Below are 20174 nucleotides of genomic sequence, written 5' to 3'. Positions count from 1 at the left end.
TTTAAAACCTGACATTTAATCCTAATTGCACCGTCGACGGACGCGGATAACTTGAGTTATCAATGCCACGGGCTGATGGCAACTCAACACTGTTTACTTTGGTTGCATTGGGTTGCGAGTTTACCTCAGGATCATACCCTGTATAGTTCGTGATCAAAAACAGGTTCTGCCCGGCCAGATAAACACGCATACTGTTCAACCAGCTGACCTTGGAAACATCGAAAGTATATCCGATGGTAGCGTTCGTTAACCTGAGAAAATCTCCATCTTCAATGAACCTGCTTGAAAACGGATTACCTCCCGTTTCACCGGAACTCAGTGCTTCATTGGCCACATCTTCTGTAACATTACTACCTGACCTGAAAGAAGATGCTGTAAATAATGAATTGGCTGTGTTGTTATACACTTCAAAACCAAGTTGTGCTGATAAAAGAAAGGTCAGGTCGAATTTTTTATATCTAAAGGAGTTGGTCAAACCAAGGATCGTATTTGGAATTGGGTCTCCCAGCACCCTGAATTGATCATCTGCACCATTTTCATTCTGAACAAATTGCGGGTTACCACTTGCGTCGACGCCTGTAAACTCCCGTCCTAAAAACACAAAGGGTGCCTGGCCATTGGTAAAATACTGGACAATGGTTCCGGAAAGACCCTGTCCTGAAGCTTCTGCACCATTGATACGGGTAAAGACCAGACCTCTGACCTCTGGCTGAACAGAAGTAAGGTTGAAATCCGTATTCCAGCTAAAATCCCCCTGGTTAATATTTACACTGCTCAGTGTAATCTCAAAGCCTGTATTTCTTATATCTCCATCTATATTTTGAAATTGACCACTGGTTGGTGCGGGTTGTATTGTTGGAATAAACACCAGAAGATCATCTTGTGATTTATTGAAATAATCAAAAGAACCTGTTAAACGTCCGTCGAATAACCCAAAGTCTATCCCGATATTAAACTGTCGTTGTTCTTCCCATTTCAGATCAGGATTAGGTGTTCTGATTAATGCAAGGCCTGGTAATCGGTCATTTCCATTGATAAAGCGGGTAGTGGCATCGGTAGAAAAAGCAAATACTTGCTGACGTTCCGGAATATCCTGACTACCAAGTATCCCATAACCTACCCGGAGCTTCAAATTACTAAATACGTCAAGGTCCTGTATAAAGGTCTCTTCACTTAACCGCCATCCTGCGGAAAAAGAGGGGAATGTACCACTGCTGTTCCTGGGACCAAACACGGAAGACTCATCCACACGGACTGTAGCCGTAAACAAGTATTTATCTCTAAAGTCGTAGTTGACACGTCCGAAATAAGACTGTATCTCCCGAAACCTTAAAAATGAAGTAGGCTCATTATTACTTTCTAAAGCAAAGGCGATGTTTGGCGTAATGTCTATCGTAGGTAAAATAGGATCTCCACGGGAAATAAAAGACCCTCTCCTTCTGAACTGTTGATACGAGTGGCCTACCAGGAAATCTATGCGATGATCTTCACCAAATGTCTTTACATAGTTCAACGTATTATCGAAAACCAGGCTACTTGTTTCCAGTACGTTTATAGTCCCTGACCCACTGTTAGACTCTGTAGGTAAAAGAGCGGAAAAATCCGTCCTCCTTTCTGAATTGGCAGCGTCACCGCCCATATTAAATTTGTAAGATAGCCCTTCCACGATCTCAACGCCTACAGATACATTTCCTAACACACGGTTCATCTCAGAATTGTCATCAATGAATTCAAGTAACGCAAGCGGATTGCTGGGAGAGATCACCACGGAACCGTCATCTTCAAAAGGTGATGACGTGGGGTTGGCCCGTAAGGCGTTAATGATCAAGTCCCCGGTAGCATTTGCTCCTTCTTCAATAGGAGGATGTAGCGTTTCAGTTCTTGTAGCTGTCAATTGCAGATCAATACTTACACGATCGTTTAAGGCCTTATGATTGGAATTTATCCTGGCCGTATACCTTTCCAATCGACTGTTTTCCACCACACCTTCCTGGTCCAGATATCCTAATGAGATACGGTAGCGGGAATCTTCCGTACCTCCACCATACGACAGGTTATGACTTTGTGTAACCCCCACTCTGAAAATTTCATCCTGATAATCGACATCACCACCTGCAAGGTTCTCCAGCAATGAAGACCGCTGATCAGGTGTTTCCGCTTCATCGGCGAGTTGTCTGATGGCGTTTTCGTAAGAACCCGCGTCCAGCAGGTCCAGCTTATTTCTGATGAAAGCAACAGAACCATAGGAAGAGTACTCAAGTGTACCACTACCACTTTGCCCTTGTTTCGTAGTGATCAACACAACTCCGTTGGCCGCTCTGGAACCAAAAATTGCAGCCGCAGAAGCATCTTTCAAAATGTCAATAGATGCTATATCGTCAGGGTTCAGGAAACTCAATGGGTTTTGAGGAGCGGATGAAGAGCCACTTGAGATGGCTACGCCGCCGGCATTCGGATTGTCGGAAGTGATAGGAACTCCATCCACCACAAACAAAGGCTGCGAGGTAGACCGTATGGAATTAAAACCTCTGATGTTAACATTAATTCCTGCCCCGGGTTCTCCACTATTGGCAGACACCTGTACTCCAGCCAGTTTACCTTCAAACAATTGCTCCGGAGAACTGATCACTCCTGGATTAAAATTCTCAGCATCAATAGATGAAATAGCGCCTGTAACATCATCTGCCTCCTGTGTCCCATAGCCAATAACCACAACCTCTGACAGTTGTTGCACATCTGTTGACAGGCTTATGTCTATCACGGATTTTCCGGCCGCCGGTATTTCCTGGGTAACATATCCCACAAATGAGAATAAAATGGTGGCCCCATCCGCTATAGACAAGGTGTAATTACCGTTGAAATCGGTGACGGTACCGTTAGTAGTACCTTTCTCGACCACATTCACACCGGGTATTGCTGCTCCGTCAGCTCCGTCAGTCACCTTACCGGTCACTGTATTCTGAGCCTCGGCCATGCCAAATACCGCCAACATGATAAACGTTAGTAGTAAAGTCTTCTTCATATAGGTTGGTTTAGATTTGAGTAATTATCAGCCAGCATTAGCCGATATACAGTTTATAATAATAGTCATTAATAAAGTGATATAAAGTACCATGTACTATTAAATATACGAAAACCATACCGCAAACGATTGCAAAAACATTAAATATACCACTCATTCATTTTTAAAGGAAAAATGAGTAAAAAATATCAAAAACATACATATGTTTAAACATCAAAATTGGAAATAAAAAGAGTGATATCAGTCACATCTTCTTCAAAAAATACAATGAAAAGTGATAAAAAACTATATAGTATTTACTCAATAATCAGGAAGAATATGCAGGTGATATTTACTACCATATGATCCTAATGCAAAAATATAAGGCAGGCACAGTATATGACTGGTGATTAGCTATTTGAATCTCATCACTTGCCACTGTGTATTGAACGGAAAAAAGTTCCGAACAATGACTTAAATTGAACATTTATTCAAACTATAAAATTCAATTAACCATTGGATAACATTACAACGATAACTTTGAAACTCTGATACAAGATCTTGCTAATGTATATTTCTATGATAAAAAAACTTACAGTGACAGCTATATTCCTGGTCTTCGTCGCTCATGGTAGCGCTCAAACGAAGAAAGCCGTTTTCATTCTGCTGGATGGTATCCCTGCTGATGTACTGGAAGACGTAGCCACTCCTACCCTTGACCATATCGCTCGGCAAGGAGGTTACACCCGATCATATGTCGGTGGACAAACCGGTGCTTACACTGAGACCCCCACGATATCAGCACCTGGCTACATGAACATGATCACAGGGGTCTGGGCCTATAAGCATAACGTATGGGGCAATAAGGTGAAAAAACCCAACTACCATTATTGGAATATTTTCAGGATAGTTGAAAGGGCGGACCCAACATTGAAAACAGCGATTTTTTCTACCTGGGAGGACAATCGTACCAAACTCATTGGAGAAGGAAAACCGACGGCAGGTGGTCTTCAACTGGACCACTCATTCGACGGTTTTGAACATGATACCTCTTCTTTTCCCCACCTGACTGGCAGAAAATTCATTTTCAATATAGATGAACACGTATCTCAACATGCCGCTGAATATATTAAAACGGACGCTCCGGACTTATCCTGGGTGTATCTTGAATATACTGACGACATGGGACACATGTATGGAGACAGCCCACAGTTAAACGACGCCATACAAAAGGCGGATATCCAGGTAAAGAGAATATGGGATGCCGTGCAGTACAGAAAACAGGAGCATAATGAAGACTGGATGCTGGTAGTCACCACAGATCATGGCAGAGACAGCAAGAAGGGTAAAAACCATGGGGGTCAATCCGAAAGAGAGCGCACAACATGGATCATTACTAATCAACATGATCTAAATGCCAGGTTTAACGCTACACCTGCTATTGTAGACATCACTCCAACTTTGTTGCGCCACCTGAATATAACCCCTTCTGATGAGATCAGCGCTGAGTTTGATGGGACCCCTTTTCTAGGTAAAATATCTGTGATGAACATGAAGGCCTCCATAGAAAGTGAAACGTTGGAAGTGACATGGGATGTCGTTGATGGTTCAGGTGAAGTAGAGATCTATCACACCACTACAAACAACTTTAAAGAAGGTAAAAAAGACGAATACCTGTTGATCGGGAAAGCTGATGTAAAAGCGGGAACGTTCAAAACAGGGTTCGATTTAACTTCCGGCACACATAAAATACTGTTGAAAGCTCCTTTTAATCAAACCAATACATGGGTATTTTTAAATTGATCGCATTAGCAATGTACCAAAGCACCTTAATTCACCCTGGTTTCTTATGGCATGAATCAGATGAATTGCTGTAAGGGACAAACAACATGTTAAACATGCTCAAATATTAAATGGGTTATCTACTCGCGAAGTTGATTGATGAGTAAGAAATCAAGCCTCTAAGAGTACAAATTGCAATATTCTTAAAAATGAGGGTTGAAATTGCCTGATCAATCTATAGTTACTGATTTTAGGAGGTGTCTATTGAATCTTTTCAATATATAGCACAATACAAGACGATTTTGATACTATACAAAAGATCAAACCTGTTATGAAATAGCATTTTTGTCAGGTGTAAAAGGTTGAAGTGTTATCAAGTGTATTCGCTTCAAATCTGAATTTGATTTGTAAAGCTTTTCTCACTTTTACCCAAGCCATTTTCTGAGCTTGACAATCAAATACCTCTTTACATTAATTACGATATGTTGAGTTATATAGCCTGTAATTTTTCAACGAAAACGATGTATGAAACAATATCTGATGCTTTCACTATAGTGTTACTTCCTTTTGCGACAGTGAATGTGAAAGGATACACTTATGATAACTGCTCAGATATCCATGGCAAGTACACTCTTGGAGGGATTAAAAATGGTTAACAAGTACTAGTCTGCAAGTACCTAACTATATAACAACCGAAGTTTCTGTCATAATGGATGTGGGAGGGTTGACAGAGCAAGATGTATGGATAAGGCTTAACCAAATAAATCGCTTACTACTATCTATAAACCTTATGAAAATGAAATCTCTTTACAAAAAAAGTTTGTTGGGCATGCCATTGTATGCTTGTTTACTCTTGACCATAAATGTTCTTGGTCAGAGCTTTCCAGGAGCGCCGGAACCCTGGAGGACTGAATACAACATAGATGTATCAGGTGTCCAGTTTAGTCACCCAATGACGGTATTGAATCAAGCAGACCTCAATACGCTGAAAGACCGTATTGCCAATAATGCAGAACCGCAAATATCGGCTTATAATGATCTGCTTGCTGAGGCGACCCTACAGCTTCAGTTTACCTCCATTGCCCCATCCAACCTTTGGATTCCCGGTGGTCATCAGGATGGCGCAGGACTGCAAGCTGCCAGAGATGTATTATGGGAACATAGCTATGCTGCCTATACGCTGGCGTTGACCTATGCGCTCACAGACAACACTACCTATGCTGAGAAAGCAGAGGAGATTTTGATGGACTGGACGAATACGGCGACCACTTTCTCCGGGGATGACCGAGGGCTGCAACTGGGTTCTTATTTCTCAGGGATGTTGTATGCCGCAGATTTGATTTACAATTATTCTGGCTGGACCAGTACAGACCGGGAAGCGTTTAAGGCCTGGTGGGGAAATGAAGTACTGACGGGTTCAGGTGCCGTGAGAGAGGTAAGTAGAGTAAAGGATAACAATTGGAAAGATGCCGGACTCTTAGGTTTGATTGCCGCGGCGATTGTGTTAGAGGACCCGAATCACTTACAAGAAGCACTAGTGCAACTGAAGAGCTATTTCTATTCACGCACTGACGGGAGTGTAAGAAATCCAGGCTCAGAATGGAAAATTTCGAAAGACAACCAAGGCGTTTATTTAGAGCGAGAGGTTGTGCGGTCTGGCGGAAGAAAAGGGATCACCTATACCCAATACGCTATGACTACTATGGTGCAGGCATTTGATATCGCCCGCTATGCAGGGTTTGATTATACCAGCTTGCAAACAGAAGAAGGCGCAACATTGCAAGATGTGGTTGAATGGATGTGGCGATGGGATGAAGGCGGAATTTCTTTTCCATGGAATAGTAACCCTGATTATCTGGCTACCCGCAAGAATGCTTATGAATGGGCAAACTCTCGATATGATGTCATTCCTGAATTGCGAACATGGGTCCAAAATAACAGACCCCTCAATGGAGCGCAAGGTAATACATGGATCACACTGACCCAGGGAGATATGTCCGGTGGTTCCGGTCCTACACCTACGATTCCATCTGCACCATCCGGACTATCTGCTATGGCGGCCTCTTCTACTACCATAAACCTGACCTGGACAGACAATGCAAACAATGAAGATGGCTTCAGAATCGAAAGACAGAGTGGTGGCAGCTTCACAGAAATTGCTACCGTAGGTGCTAATGTGACCAATTACAGCAATACAGGTTTAACGGCTTCTACTACTTACACTTATCGGGTTCGGGCATATAATACAGATGGGAATTCAGGTTTCTCAAATGAATCTTCAGCCACCACTCAGGGGGGCGGCGGAACCAGCGGTGCATTCCAGGAAAGCGGAGGAGTACTTTCTATTGAAGCAGAGCACGGAACTATCGGTTCCAATTGGATCATTGCTACTGATAACAGCGCATCTGAAGGTGAATACATAGAGATCGATCCGCAATTCAACACGACCCAAAATACGCCTGTCTGCACTACTGCGGAGTGCCTTGCTTCTTACAATTTTGATATCTCCACGGGTGGGGATTATGCATTTTGGTTCAGAATATATTCTGCCGGAGGTAATGACGATTCCTTCTTCTGGAGAATCGATAATGGAACCTGGGTGAGAGAGAATTCCAGAAACGGCGTAGGGATCTGGTATTCGACGAACAATACCATGGTCAACAGCTTAAATAGTGGAAGTCATACCCTGGAGATTAGCTATAGAGAAAACGGAACGCGTCTGGACAAATTTGTAATTCAACTGGATAGTCAACCCAACCCAACAGGCAATGGACCAGCTGAAAGTAGTCGTGGAGGAGCTGGCGCAAGAACAGCAAGTTCAGAGGTGCATAAACCCCGATCTCAGGAAGTACCTATGATTGCGAGTTCAATTTATCCAAACCCGTTCATATCTTATGCGAAAATCAAATACTCACTTTTAGAAGATAGCCAGGTAACCCTGCTTATCATTAATGCCATGGGACAGAAAGTACGAGAGCTGGTAAGTGAGTATCAGTTGGCAGGTGAATACGAGATCACCTGGGAAGCTACAGATTCGAGAGGAAGTAGCACAAGTCCAGGTATTTATTTCTCCAGGATACAAATAGGAGATAAAGTTTTTATGGATCGGATGCTGTTGATGAAATAGTATGTGATTTGATCCTTATGAATTGAATAGTATCGCGCTGGTATGCGTGATACTGTTTTTTTGAATTTGTTATTCCAATTGGAAATTACTAGTCCACATTTAAAAAAGTGGAAAAGGATTAGGGTGTAAATGATCTCATCATCAAATGGTTGAGATTTTCTAAGTTGGCATCCAGCTTTCTTTTACCCGATTAAATGCTTTTTAATTTCTACCTCAAACTCCAGACAGAAGTCATCGGCCTCAACGAAAAATTCTATAACTTTATCTTTTAACACAATGGTTGTTTTTTTAGGATCAACATACTGAAAATCAAAAATTTAACACACTCAAAAACAGCCTTTTTCAATAGACAACTGTTTAAAATATCATACTAATTCCTTATTCGATATTCACGTTAAAGTAGTTTTTTTAATAATTTTTTTCCCAAACTCACGTTAAATCAGCTTTATGATAGATATTTCTTCGGAATATTTCATCCTGTCCATGGGATGGTTAGGAACTGTACTTTTTATCGTGTCTTACCTGCAGCTAAACCGGGGCAAATGGACCGTGAAGACAAAGACTTATCATGTTTTTAATATCCTTGGCAGCCTGTTTCTGGTGATCAACACCATTTATGACCACTCTTACCCGGCCACTACGGCCAACCTGTTCTGGGGACTGATCGCTTGTTATGGAATGTGGAAATACAGAAAGGTTGAAAAGCAGGTGTAAACAGGGCTCCATTGAAAATTCATTTTGATCTCTTAACGGAAAAGCGGAGTGTATGTTGGGTGCTGGTGACTGGTAAATGAGGCTCAGGTCGCTTTGACAGAGAATGCTTGCTACTTCATCAAATACATTTTATTTCATTCAAATCGGATGCTTTCCTACCATTTTAATTTTCAGAGAAGGCCTAAATAAAAAAGAGGAAAAGATCACAGACCTTTTCCTCTGACATTTATAGTGATTGCAGCGGATCGTTATTCCTCCTGTAATAGCCACATAACCCCGTTGATGTTATCATTGCCAGAAAACTGACGCTGAATGGCTGTATTAACATTTACCTGGTTAAAATCAAGCTCCTGTTCAGGGTACATCCATCTTTTGGGTATTTCTCCTCCATTGAGTGTAGCCGGCCCTACTCTGAAAGTTGGGAAACCTGTCCTTCTCTGGTTGTAGAAAGGCTCCAGTTGAGAGTTCATAAAAAACGAAATGTATTTTTGTGTAATGATCATCTCTAGCCCCTGACCTGCATCGTATATTACCTGGGGATGCTGAAGATAAGCTTCGATGTCTGTCTCAGGAATATCATAAAACTCCATGGACGTCCTAATTCCATCCTCATAAAACTCAGCCGCATTACCGTTTATCCACCCCCTGGATACGGCTTCCGCCAGTATAAAGGATACTTCTGCATAACCGAGTGCAATACCTGGTTCGTTCACCGGATCATTTGCATATCGCTCAGCCATCAATGAGCCTAATCCCTCATCCGATACGGCAGCTACATTCTCTGACAAGGGTGCTCCTGCATCTAAACCGGAGTAAGAATCAAAATCCGTTTCAAACCCCGGATTGGCTGCTTGCCTTGACTTAACATCCGGTTGTGCGATCTTAAATAAGCGCGGGTCTTCACGTTCTTTTAACATATTTATAAAAGAAGATGAAAAATAGTAGGCCGTCGGCAGCGATCTGTTCTGGAACTCCGGATACCTGCTCCCATCCAGATCCTGAAAAACCAATTGTGCATTGTCCTCATTACGTTCAAAAATGGGGAAGTCTCCAGGGTTGTTGAAGATATTGGCAAAGGCGCTTCGCACGTTAAACCGTGTATTACCTTCTTTGAGCGATAAATTCATCAGCACTCTCAGATGGAATGAGTTAATCAACTTTTTCCATTGGGTAATATTACCACCATATACAATATCACCGTCAATTACGCCATTCGATTCGTCCAGCTCTTCGTTTGCTTCGGTCAGGTCCTTAAGGATCCCAATATAGACCTCTTCCTGTGGAATATACTCAGCTTCGAAATTATCTTCAAAGCCTGCCAATGTCTCTCCATACGGAATATCACCATAGCGTTGAGTAAGTTCATGATAGAAATAGGCCCTGAAAAACTTAGAAAGGGCAATGAAGTTCACCGCATCGATCCTTTCCGCTTCTTCGATCATTTTCTGGACCTGCCGGAGGTCATCGTATTCATTAAAGTTAAACCTCTGCCATCCATAGTACTGAAAATCCGTTACGTTATCCGTAAAAGTCATATACCTTACCGCTAATGCCGCATTTAGATCAACTTTTTCAAAAGCACGGACTTCAAGGTTGGTAAGAATTAATGAAGGGTTTACCTGTGTAGGCTCATTAGGGTTAATGGCAAGGTCATCAAAACTTTCACAGGAGGTCAGGCAGATCACTGCGATCAGGGTAATGAGCCTTATAGATTTTATTCGTTTCATGTCTGTTTTTTTAGAATGTCATGTTCAGATTAACTCCGAAACTTCTCGGTGAAGGTGTTTGTAGCAGCTCTTCCCCGGTATTGATATTGATGGATTCGGGGTCGAGGAAATCGACATTGGATTTCATAAGCAGGTTTCTGCCTACGAATGATATGGACGCATTTTCAATGAAAGTACGTTTTAACAATTGTTTTGGAAGCTGATAGGTAAAAACCACTTCTCTTAACTTAATAAAGGATTGGTCCTGGATATTAGGTTCTTCCGTCGGGCCGTGATAGAACCTGTTGACCCAATCAAAATAGAAGCTTTCAGTAGTATTTGGCGCAAAAGAACGGGTGTCAGATATGACGTTCCCATCGGCATCGGTTATCAACTCACCTTCTGTGACAATAACCCCATCCCCCACGTAAGAAGCAACTCCCTGGATGTCCATGTCCCTGAATTCGTTGACTGTAGCCGGATGGGTACCCCCCCAAAGCATTTTCCGGATGGTTTGTGACCAGAATACACCACCGTGACGGCCATCAACAGAGACATCCAGAGAGAAGTTTTTGTATTTGAAACTGTTGGTAATACCATAGTTCCAGTCTGGTGAAATGTGGCCCAGGATCTGTCGGAAAGGATCTGTTAAAGGAAGGCCTGAGTCTTCATCATAAATAATAGCGCCACCGGGTGAACGAAGGAAAGCATCTCCCAAATAAATGTCCGTACGTTCTCCTTTTTTCACCCCATTCAGTTCGGTTTCACCGGAAGGCAGCTCTTCAAGTATTCTCCGATGCCGGCTCCAGTTAATCGTTGTATTCCACTCAAAGGCATCAGACTTTACAGGAGTAGCGTTAAGTACAACTTCCCATCCGCGACGTAAGTATTTTTCTTCTGCATTTTCAATGATCGAGCTAAACCCTGATGAATTGGCAACTGTTCGCTGAGTAAGCAGGTCTTCATCTAAAGACCGATAATGGGTAACGTCCAACCCTATCCTGTTCTTCAAAAATCTTATGTCAGTCCCTATTTCAAGTGTAGAGGTTAAATCAGGTTTCAGGCTTGGATTCGCCTTCACTCCGGGAAATACAACAGAGCCTGTACTTCCAAAGGTGGTACCTTCATTATAGGTAGGTGTGGTGACAAAAAAATCGGTATCTGAAAGCCTGTCACTTCTCACCTGGGCCCAGGAGGTCCTGAATTTGAGGTAAGGGATAGCATCAGGTACTGCTACCAGGTCGGAAACTACCAGGCCTAATGAGGCTGACGGATAGAAGAAAGAGTTGTTATCAGGAGGCAGGAATGAAGACCAATCGTTCCTCCCGGTGAACCCGAGGAAAACAGCATTCAAAAAACTTACCTCACTCGTAAAATACAGACTGTTCAACTTGGTTTGTACTTCCTGATTTGAACCTCTGACAGGTCCCCTGGAATTAGATATGTTATACAGGTCCGGTACATTTAAGCCATCCGTCTCTACAGAAGAAGAACGCAATGTTGTAAAGTTGTTACTTCCGCCTATTGAAGCCCTCACAGCCCAGTCCTGGCTCAACTCTTTGCTGTAGTTAAGAAGGAAATCGGATACAATCCTGAACCTGGTCTCATTGGAAAGGCTAAACTCCCCATTCAGGTTGGTCCCCACAAAACTATAAGGCGTGTTTTCTGTACGGTTCAGGTTAGACCAGTTCACTCCTGACCGGACCATTAGGCTCAAGTCATCCGTAAAATCATAATTCATTGAAAATTGTCCGTAATTCACATCTTTGTAATAGCCTCGCTCATTTTCAAAAGCCTGAAAAAAGGGATTATTGTACCACCTTAAATTATAATGATTTTGTTGGAGTCCCTCCTGGCCTTCAATCCAATAATCACGCAGGGAATTGACATCTACATCGGTACCGAGCCAAAGCAATACATTATAAATGTAGTTTTGAGGGCCGTATCCCAGTGCAGGAAAATTGTCGGTATACTGTTTATTATAGGTAAATGACGCATCAGCTCTGAGTTTTTTGGAAAAATTGTATCCTCCGGATAGTGTAAAGGTGGAATTGTTTAAATCAGTATTGGGCACCATACCTCTTTGATATTGGTGGGACGCAGACACTCTAAAATCCCCTAATTCATTACCCCCGGAAACACTGATATTGTTAGTGGAAATTAAACCTGTCCTAAGAAAGTTATTGAGGTTGTCTTTTCCCCTGGCTGTCCATGGCGTAGGTGTTCTTTCCCCGGTGACGGGATCCACAGGACTATCAAACTGTGGGATTAACTGCCCCTCGAACTTAGGCCCCCAGATCCAGCCTGCCCCGTCCTGGATACCTCCTCCTTTACCATCCACGAAGGCATATTGTCCGCCAAAGCCAGCTCCATAAGTAGACTGCACTTCGGGAATGGCAATGAACCCTTCCTGAAACATGGTACTTGAGTTAAACTTCACCTGGGTGCCACCGCCGTTTGAGCTACCCTTTTTTGTGGTGATCATGATGGCTCCGTCCTTGCCTATTGAACCATAGAGAGCTGAAGCAGTAGTACCCTTCAAAACGGTTATTTTTTCGATATCGTCAGGGCTTATATCCCAAAAATCAGTATCATTAGGCAGGCCATCTACCACTATTAAAGGGGTTTCACCCCTCAGTTGGAATTGAGGCGAGCTGAAGAGGTCCGTTTGATTATTAACTACAAGGCCTGCAACTTTACCTGTTAAACTGCTCATAACATTAGGCTCCCTTGCCTTGACCAGTGATTGCCCGTCTACTTCCTGGGTAGCATACCCTAACGCTTTTTTGTCACGTTTTACACCCAGGGCCGTCACTACTATTTCTTGTAATTCCTTCACATCTTCGACCAGAACAATGTCAATAACAGATTGATTTTTCACTTCGACCCTTTCTGTCTGGTACCCTATGAAGGAGAAAATCAGGCTGGCATCTGTTGAATTCAAAGAGAGCTTATAGTTTCCATTGGCATCGGTGATGGTACCAAACGTGGTACCTTCAACGGTTACGCTAACTCCCGGAACGGACTGACCGTCTGACAATGTCACGTTACCTGAAATTGCAGTAGTTTGAGCTGATACTACATTCATCCATCCCAGGTAAAAACAAACAAGCACGGATACATGCCTTTTAAGCTTATGTATCAGGCTACGAATAGTAAATAATTCTCCCATAGTGGTTGTGTGATTAGTGATTAAAATTTCCGGGTAAAGTCTTTAAAAACAGCAGAATAATACCCCACACAAGATTAGGAAACAGCCGTTACCAAGGGATTAAGCAGAAGTTAATTTAAATTGAACATTCATTCAATTTAAATTAACATACTATTAAGACCAGGAAGTTTGAAAACCGATGGTTTTCATCCAAATTTGGATTATCGTTAGAACAGTGACAGGAAGCCTTGCTGATGTATTTATTCAATGTGTCAGTGTCATTCATTATGCCACTAAGCCTGTAGGGTAAAATGTAGACCTTCTTTAAATGTCACAATGAATAATATGTTATCTTATTCACCTGTAAAGTAAAAGTTGTTCTGAATACCTGACAAAAAAATCAGGGACATGAATTGAATGAATGTTCAATTCAAACTAATTTTTAAAAGAAATGTTGTTTCAATAATTATAGCACTGCATATGGGTAGGAAAAGCCTTAGATCGGATCGTCGTAAAGAAATCATTCAAGCTTTTTATAAAACTGCTAAAAAGGAGGGGCTTCATAATGTATCTATTGGTAAACTGGCAGGTAATATGGGGATAAACCCAAGCCTGATCATTCATTACTTCAGTTCAAAAGAAGAGCTCATACTGGGTTTGATAGAATATATCTTAGACCGGTATAAAAACTTGTATAAGGTCAGATCAAACAAGGACCAAACTTCCCTGGAAGCATTGCATGAAATTATTGATAATTTGTTTTCCAGGAAATGGAACAAGCTGGTGGATGATGATGTCTACTACAACTGCTTTACGTTTATATTCCGGGATGATGCCATTAAGGAAAAGTTTAAAGCCCTGCACGATTCACTACGTCTCATGCTAAATGACATTCTTCAGCGGTGCAAAAAAGATGGATATCTGGTGGCAGAAGATACTCACCAATTGGCCGATTTGGTTTTCCTTTTCTTAGATGGAGCGTATTACTACCTGAGCATGGTCAATGATCCAAAGGAATACGAAAACAAAATGGAAATCTACAAAAATAAAACTATGGAAATATTGGATATAAAAACCAATGTAACGCCTGTCCATAGTGTATCGACTTAAAAGGTCAAAAAAAATACAAATCACTGATAATTAAATAATTATAAAAGCACCATTTCTACCTGTTCTTCCATTACAATAATTGGCGCCCCACCACCTAAATGCTTCGATCAAAATCGATATACTTTAATAAATAAAATGTCATTACAACGCAATTAAACTCATTATTTTTGTGTTATAAGTTCATACGTATGACTAAAGATATCCTTACCTACTACCCTCGTAAAGAAGAGGTTTTAAATGTTGTCACACACCTGGCAGGTTTTGTATTAAGTATTGCTGCACTGGCATTGCTTGCCACATTTTCCAGCCTGTATGGTTCAGTGTGGCACATTGTAAGTTTCACCATTTTTGGAAGTAGCATGGCGTTGCTCTATCTGGCTTCCACACTTTATCATTCGGCAAAGAAAAAAACGCTTCGTAAAAAGCTAAATATCCTTGACCATTCGGCCATCTATGTATTAATAGCCGGCACCTACACTCCCTATTGCCTGGTGGCATTAAATGGCACCATTGGCTGGGTTCTGTTTGGCATCACCTGGGGCCTGGCACTGATAGGCATTATCATCAAATTATTCTACGCCGGGAAATACAATAGAATTTCCACTTTAGGCTATGTATTAATGGGCTGGATAGCTGTAATAGCAGCCAAGCCCTTGGTAGAAAGTTTACAGACCGGGGCACTGGTCTATCTTCTACTGGGTGGAGCAAGCTACACCATAGGCGCCGTGTTTTATTTATTACACCGTGTACCATACAACCATGCCATTTTTCATATTTTCGTCCTGTTAGGCACTACACTTCACTTTATCTCAGTCTTTTTTTACCTTCTGTAAGGGCAAGGAAATTCACTCCTACTCTACCGTATTCGATCTGTCTTTTCTCAAAAAAGACTAAATCATTTCAGTAAAAAGTGGGTGGTTTGGTACTTTAGTATGAGTACTTTCTCAACTCATAGCATTACTTTTAGCATCAATCGTCGTAGTATCCAAGACAAAAGACGCTCATGACAAAGTATCTGACACTCTTATTATCTTTCATTTTACTGGTTTCCTGTACTATATCCGAACCACTCAGTGAGGATGAAAAAGCGCTGATCCGTGATGATATTCTGGAAATGTTCGGTCATTATTTCGACGACATAAAAAGAGATGGCCTAATGGCGGAATTCAGATATCTTGATAAATCCAGGGATTTCTTTTGGGCTCCTCCCGGTTACAGGTCAGCTCTCTCTTATGATTCTGTCAAAATTATCCTGAAAGAAAACGCCAGGCACCTGGAAAAGGTAGAGTTTAGCTGGGACACACTACAGGTCTTTCCTATTACACATGAAATTGCTACTTATTCCGGAGTGGTTAAAGGCGTGATACATAATACATTTGGAGATGTGTCTTCTGTATTGATGATTGAGTCAGGCACTTTGATCAAGAGGAAAGATGGTTGGAAGTTATTGAGCGGTCAATCCGCCCATTTGGATATACAAGATTCCAAAGTAATTTCAACCACTGATTCAATTAAGTAGGGTTCACTTGAAAAGTAATTTTCAAGTTTTTGTTGCTGGGCGCTAGCCACTGGGTTACTGGCAACAAGATACATAACTATTTGATTATCATAATATTAAAAATCGGTTGAAAAATGATATTGCTCAGTCGCTTATTACCAATCAGACCGTGGTAGCGAGTAAAAACCTCAAAAATGGCATAATCCCACTGATTTTGAGGTTCAAAATACCAACATCGTCCATAAAACAGTGCGTCTAAACGCCAAAAACACACTTTCTTCTGAGCTAAAACTATTTTTCATGAGTGGCCTAAGTAACACTTACAGACATCTGTAGTAGTCTTTGCAAGTGGTTCGCTCAAGCCTTCACCCAATCCGGATTCACTTCATTTTGAATTTTACCCGCGTTGAAAAAGGCTGTTATATTACCTAAAGAAGTGCTTGCAATATTCTGCATAGCAGTATCGGTAAAAAACGCCTGATGTGATGTGATAAGAACGTTGGGGAAAGTGATAAGTCGCATAATAAGATCATCCTGAACGATCTGATCACTAAGGTCTTTAAAGAAGATAGCCTCCTCTTGCTCATATACATCAATACCCAGATAGCCTATTTTACCACTTTTAAGTGCCTTAACCAGTATTTTAGTATCTATCAGCCCACCCCGGCTGGTGTTGATAAGCATTACGCCATTTTTCATCTTTTGCAAGGAATTCTCGTTGATCAGGTGGTAGGTTTCGGGGGTTAAAGGACACTGAAGGGAAATAATATCTGATGCCAAATAAAGCTCATCCAACGTAGCGTAAGCTATTCCGGACTGCTGAAGCCCTTCATCAGGAAAAGGATCATAAGCTATTACTTTGCAACCTAACCCTAACATAATACGCGAGAATATGCGCCCTATTTTACCGGTACCGATCACTCCCACAGTTTTACCGTGAAGGTCAAATCCGATAAGCCCGTTAAGTGAAAAATTACTCTCCCTGACCCGGTTAAAAGACCGGTGGGTTTTCCTATTTAATGTCATGATCAATGCCAGTGCATGTTCTGCCACTGCATAAGGTGAGTATGCCGGAACACGGACCACAGCAATACCGTGGTCTGAAGCAGCTTGTAAATCAACATTATTAAACCCGGCACAACGTAAAGCAATCAGTTTTATTCCATTCTTCGCCAATTGATGTATTACAGTATGGTCAAGCTGATCATTGACAAACACGCAGACCGCATCAAAATCACTGGTATAAAAGGCCGTTTCTTCCGTTAAGGGATCCTCGAAATAAGTTATTTCACATTTATGTCCACTATTTTCTGCATCGAAAAATGTTTTATCATACGGTTTGGTACTATATACAGCTACTTTCATTGATCTATAAAAATCTGATACAAAACATACTAGGTAGAATGAAGCTTTCCTTATACTTAAAGATAAATACCAAACGTCTAATGTTAGCATGAAAAGCCACCGGAATAAACACACCGAAGTATCGTAAAGCCATAAATTATTCAACCTATACTTCCATCACAAAAGCCCGAACAGCCCGCTAAACGTTTTGCATTAAGTGAAAGCGCTCGAAAACTATTTGCCTTTCCGGTCCCATCGGGTTTTATTGAGATCATCTGTTTTGAGTTACTCAAGATCCAAGGCGGTCGGATGATAAGGTGTTAACAGATCTTTTGGAAATACTTTTATTCAAGTAAATTTACTATGCCTAATGAATGACCTACATGAATTACGTTCTATTACTTGCTCTCAACTGTTTTCTAACTGACAACAACCTTCCCAACACAACCCGGGAGATAAAATTCAAAACCATTACTATTGTCAATGACCACTACATGGTCGCGGATGACTGGAAAGACATCAGCATAGACCTGACTACCGGGGAAGATGTCAATAGTGAAAACTATGGCGGTATTTACTACCCTCCTACTTCCCATAGTTCATCCTTAAAAGAGCGTCGCATATCCATAGCCCGTGAAAGTATGGAGATAGAAATAGATCTTCTTAACACCACAAATGACCGATGGTTGCTGGAGTCCATAACATTAAATGTATTGAAAGTATATAAGGCGAGTGAAATAGACTTCGAAACAGGTAGTTGGGAAATTGGCAAACGTACTCTGGGCTACAGCCCCTATTTCGAGATAAAAGATGGCATCAATTCTATCACCGACCTTCCCACGGATGTATTTATTGGCACAAAGAAAAAACCTACGGATTCTCGTATGATCCTGAGGGTTTATGCGGAAGAAGTTACCGGTAAAATCTATGAATTTGGCTTTATACTCCATTTGTCTAAAGAGGGCAATCAAGACAAAAAAATGGTTATCACATCTGACAAAAGCTATTTCATAGCTTCTAACTGAGCCTGAACAAAGTGATAACTACAAATGGGCAATGATCGTAATCTGAATGTATGGTACTATTAAATATAATAGCGCAAAAAAAAGGCTACCCAATGGATAGCCTCTCTATATACTGATGATATTATTTAGTCAATCAATTCTACATTGACAGCATTCATACCCTTTTTACCTCTTTCCACTTCAAACTTTACTTTGTCGTTTTCGCGGATTTCATCAATAAGACCTGTTTCGTGAACAAAAATATCGTCACTTGAATCTGATGGCTTAATAAAACCAAATCCTTTGGAATTATTGAAAAACTTTACTGTTCCTTCTTTCATTACTTGTGTTTCTAATTATTATTATTTATTGTGTTCAGTGAAAATTCTATGCAATAACGACATACCTTGCCGTTATATTAGCAAGTTACATAACTTTATTTTCGTTCGTACTAACCTGTGCAAGTTCCAATCGTCCCAGGGAACGAAGCATTTTAATATGATCAAGAACTGCTCCTACAAACGTACGCTTACAATGGTAAGGCAAGTTAAATTCTTTCGCAGTATCTGCCACTATCTTTGATAACTTCTTATAGTGAACATGACAAATATTTGGCAATAAATGATGTTCTACCTGATAATTTAACCCTCCTATCAGCCAAGAGAATAGTTTGCTCTTTGGAGAGTAGTTCGTGGTAGTAGCCAGCTGATGAGCTAACCATTCATCAGACATATTTCCATTCTCATCCGGCAAAGGAAATTCTGTGCTCGGCATTATATGCGCTGTTTGAAATATAATGGTAATGCTAAGGCCTGTTATAAAATGCATGGCCAGAAAACCCAACAAAACTATCCAGGGAGCAACTGGCACCATAATGAGTGGCAGTACCAGAGCAAACGAATAATATAAGAGCTTCCAGCAGCAGATCTTGACAATCTCCAGGTTAAACTCACCTTTACGCTTGAAAAAACCTAATTTTCGAAAACGATTAATTCTTATAAAGTCTTTTGATATCACCCAGGAAATAGTGGACAGACCATAAAATATCCAAACATAAAAGTGTTGAAACCTGTGAAGCTTATTCCACTTGGCATGAGGTGAAAATCGTAGAAAGAAAGGTGCATTGATATCATCATCGGCCTCTTCGATATTTGTATAGGTATGATGGAGCACATTATGTTGTATCTTCCATACATTAGCATTGGCTCCGATCAGGTTCATGGCATATCCCATGAATTTATTCACTCTTCTATTTTTGGAATAAGAGCCATGGAGTGCATCATGCATAATGCCCATACCTACTCCTGCCATTCCCAATCCACTCAAAAGAAATAAAGCGAATAAAATCGCTACGTTATGTACGGTTCCAGATATAATGAATCCGAGAGGCACAAAATACAAGGAAAGCATGAAAACAGATTTAAAGATCATACTTGTATTACCATACCTGCTAATGTTATTCGTTTTAAAATAATCATTAACACGGCGCTTCAAGGTCTTTGAAAAGTCAGAATCTGTTGACGAGGAAAATTTAGGAGTCTTGATTGTTTTGTGTTTTATAGCGAAACATCTCTTAATTTCTGAGACCGTGTAAAGGTATTGAATATTATTTACAACCTATCTAAATAAATCAAAAAGGCACGAGGCACGACATATTGGAATGGCAAATCCAAACGGTAACGTTTTGTATCGTACGTTTTTGTAATAATGACAGGAAAAATAAACCACAGCCTAACT

The 20174-nt window shown here is 41.0% G+C and carries 13 protein-coding genes; 7 read left to right on the top strand and 6 right to left on the bottom strand.

Translation table 11 applies throughout. The features are described 5' to 3' along the window. Nucleotide 1 precedes the first annotated feature (1 nt). Complete coding sequence (locus FNH22_RS07650; protein ID WP_143397766.1) at nucleotides 2–3022, bottom strand: TonB-dependent receptor; 3021 nt, start codon at nucleotides 3020–3022, stop codon at nucleotides 2–4. Nucleotides 3023–3580: 558 nt separating this feature from the next. Between FNH22_RS07650 and FNH22_RS07645 the strand changes: the two genes are divergently transcribed. The 3 genes from FNH22_RS07645 (at nucleotide 3581) to FNH22_RS07635 (ending at nucleotide 8624) form a co-directional block, all read left to right on the top strand. Then, entirely contained in the window at nucleotides 3581–4804 is a 1224-nt protein-coding gene (locus tag FNH22_RS07645; RefSeq protein ID WP_143397765.1) for an alkaline phosphatase family protein, read from the top strand. 775 nt (nucleotides 4805–5579) lie between these two features. Continuing rightward, nucleotides 5580–7910 carry an alginate lyase family protein gene (locus FNH22_RS07640; RefSeq protein ID WP_185154117.1) on the top strand — a complete coding sequence of 777 codons (2331 nt, stop codon included), beginning with the start codon at nucleotides 5580–5582 and terminating at the stop codon, nucleotides 7908–7910. 447 nt (nucleotides 7911–8357) lie between these two features. Continuing rightward, on the top strand, nucleotides 8358–8624 hold the full coding sequence (locus tag FNH22_RS07635) for a hypothetical protein (protein WP_143397763.1): 267 nt from the start codon (nucleotides 8358–8360) through the stop codon (nucleotides 8622–8624). 248 nt (nucleotides 8625–8872) lie between these two features. Here FNH22_RS07635 and FNH22_RS07630 read toward each other — a convergent pair whose 3' ends face one another. Beyond that, nucleotides 8873–10351 (bottom strand): SusD/RagB family nutrient-binding outer membrane lipoprotein, encoded by a 1479-nt coding sequence (locus FNH22_RS07630; protein WP_143397762.1) that lies wholly within the window; start codon nucleotides 10349–10351, stop codon nucleotides 8873–8875. Nucleotides 10352–10361: 10 nt separating this feature from the next. Then, a complete protein-coding gene (locus FNH22_RS07625) occupies nucleotides 10362–13502 on the bottom strand; it encodes a SusC/RagA family TonB-linked outer membrane protein (RefSeq protein WP_143397761.1) in 3141 nt (1046 codons plus the stop codon). Nucleotides 13503–13961: 459 nt separating this feature from the next. Here FNH22_RS07625 and FNH22_RS07620 point away from each other — a divergent pair, with 459 nt between their 5' ends. From FNH22_RS07620 to FNH22_RS07610, 3 genes are all read left to right on the top strand, one after another. Continuing rightward, nucleotides 13962–14591, top strand: a complete 630-nt coding sequence (locus tag FNH22_RS07620; protein WP_143397760.1) for a TetR family transcriptional regulator — start codon at nucleotides 13962–13964, stop codon at nucleotides 14589–14591. A gap of 188 nt (nucleotides 14592–14779) precedes the next feature. After that, complete coding sequence (locus tag FNH22_RS07615) at nucleotides 14780–15424, top strand: hemolysin III family protein (RefSeq protein ID WP_143397759.1); 645 nt, start codon at nucleotides 14780–14782, stop codon at nucleotides 15422–15424. 170 nt (nucleotides 15425–15594) lie between these two features. Continuing rightward, nucleotides 15595–16110 (top strand): hypothetical protein, encoded by a 516-nt coding sequence (locus FNH22_RS07610; protein WP_143397758.1) that lies wholly within the window; start codon nucleotides 15595–15597, stop codon nucleotides 16108–16110. A 336-nt stretch (nucleotides 16111–16446) separates the two neighbouring features. Here FNH22_RS07610 and FNH22_RS07605 read toward each other — a convergent pair whose 3' ends face one another. Continuing rightward, nucleotides 16447–17454 carry a 2-hydroxyacid dehydrogenase gene (locus FNH22_RS07605; RefSeq protein WP_143397757.1) on the bottom strand — a complete coding sequence of 336 codons (1008 nt, stop codon included), beginning with the start codon at nucleotides 17452–17454 and terminating at the stop codon, nucleotides 16447–16449. Between the two features lie 362 nt (nucleotides 17455–17816). Between FNH22_RS07605 and FNH22_RS07600 the strand changes: the two genes are divergently transcribed. Then, complete coding sequence (locus FNH22_RS07600; protein ID WP_143397756.1) at nucleotides 17817–18458, top strand: hypothetical protein; 642 nt, start codon at nucleotides 17817–17819, stop codon at nucleotides 18456–18458. A 125-nt stretch (nucleotides 18459–18583) separates the two neighbouring features. Here the strand turns inward: FNH22_RS07600 and FNH22_RS07595 are convergent, their stop codons facing one another. Next, nucleotides 18584–18778, bottom strand: a complete 195-nt coding sequence (locus FNH22_RS07595; protein WP_143397755.1) for a cold-shock protein — start codon at nucleotides 18776–18778, stop codon at nucleotides 18584–18586. An 85-nt stretch (nucleotides 18779–18863) separates the two neighbouring features. After that, the gene (locus tag FNH22_RS07590; protein WP_143397754.1) at nucleotides 18864–19847 is read right to left on the bottom strand and encodes an acyl-CoA desaturase; all 984 of its coding nucleotides are present in this window, start codon (nucleotides 19845–19847) and stop codon (nucleotides 18864–18866) included. Nucleotides 19848–20174 lie beyond the last annotated feature (327 nt).

Source organism: Fulvivirga sp. M361 (assembly GCF_007097395.1).
GTDB lineage: Bacteria > Bacteroidota > Bacteroidia > Cytophagales > Cyclobacteriaceae > Fulvivirga.
The sequence above is the reverse complement of the archived record's forward strand: the minus strand, read 5'-3'. Positions and strand labels throughout refer to the sequence as shown.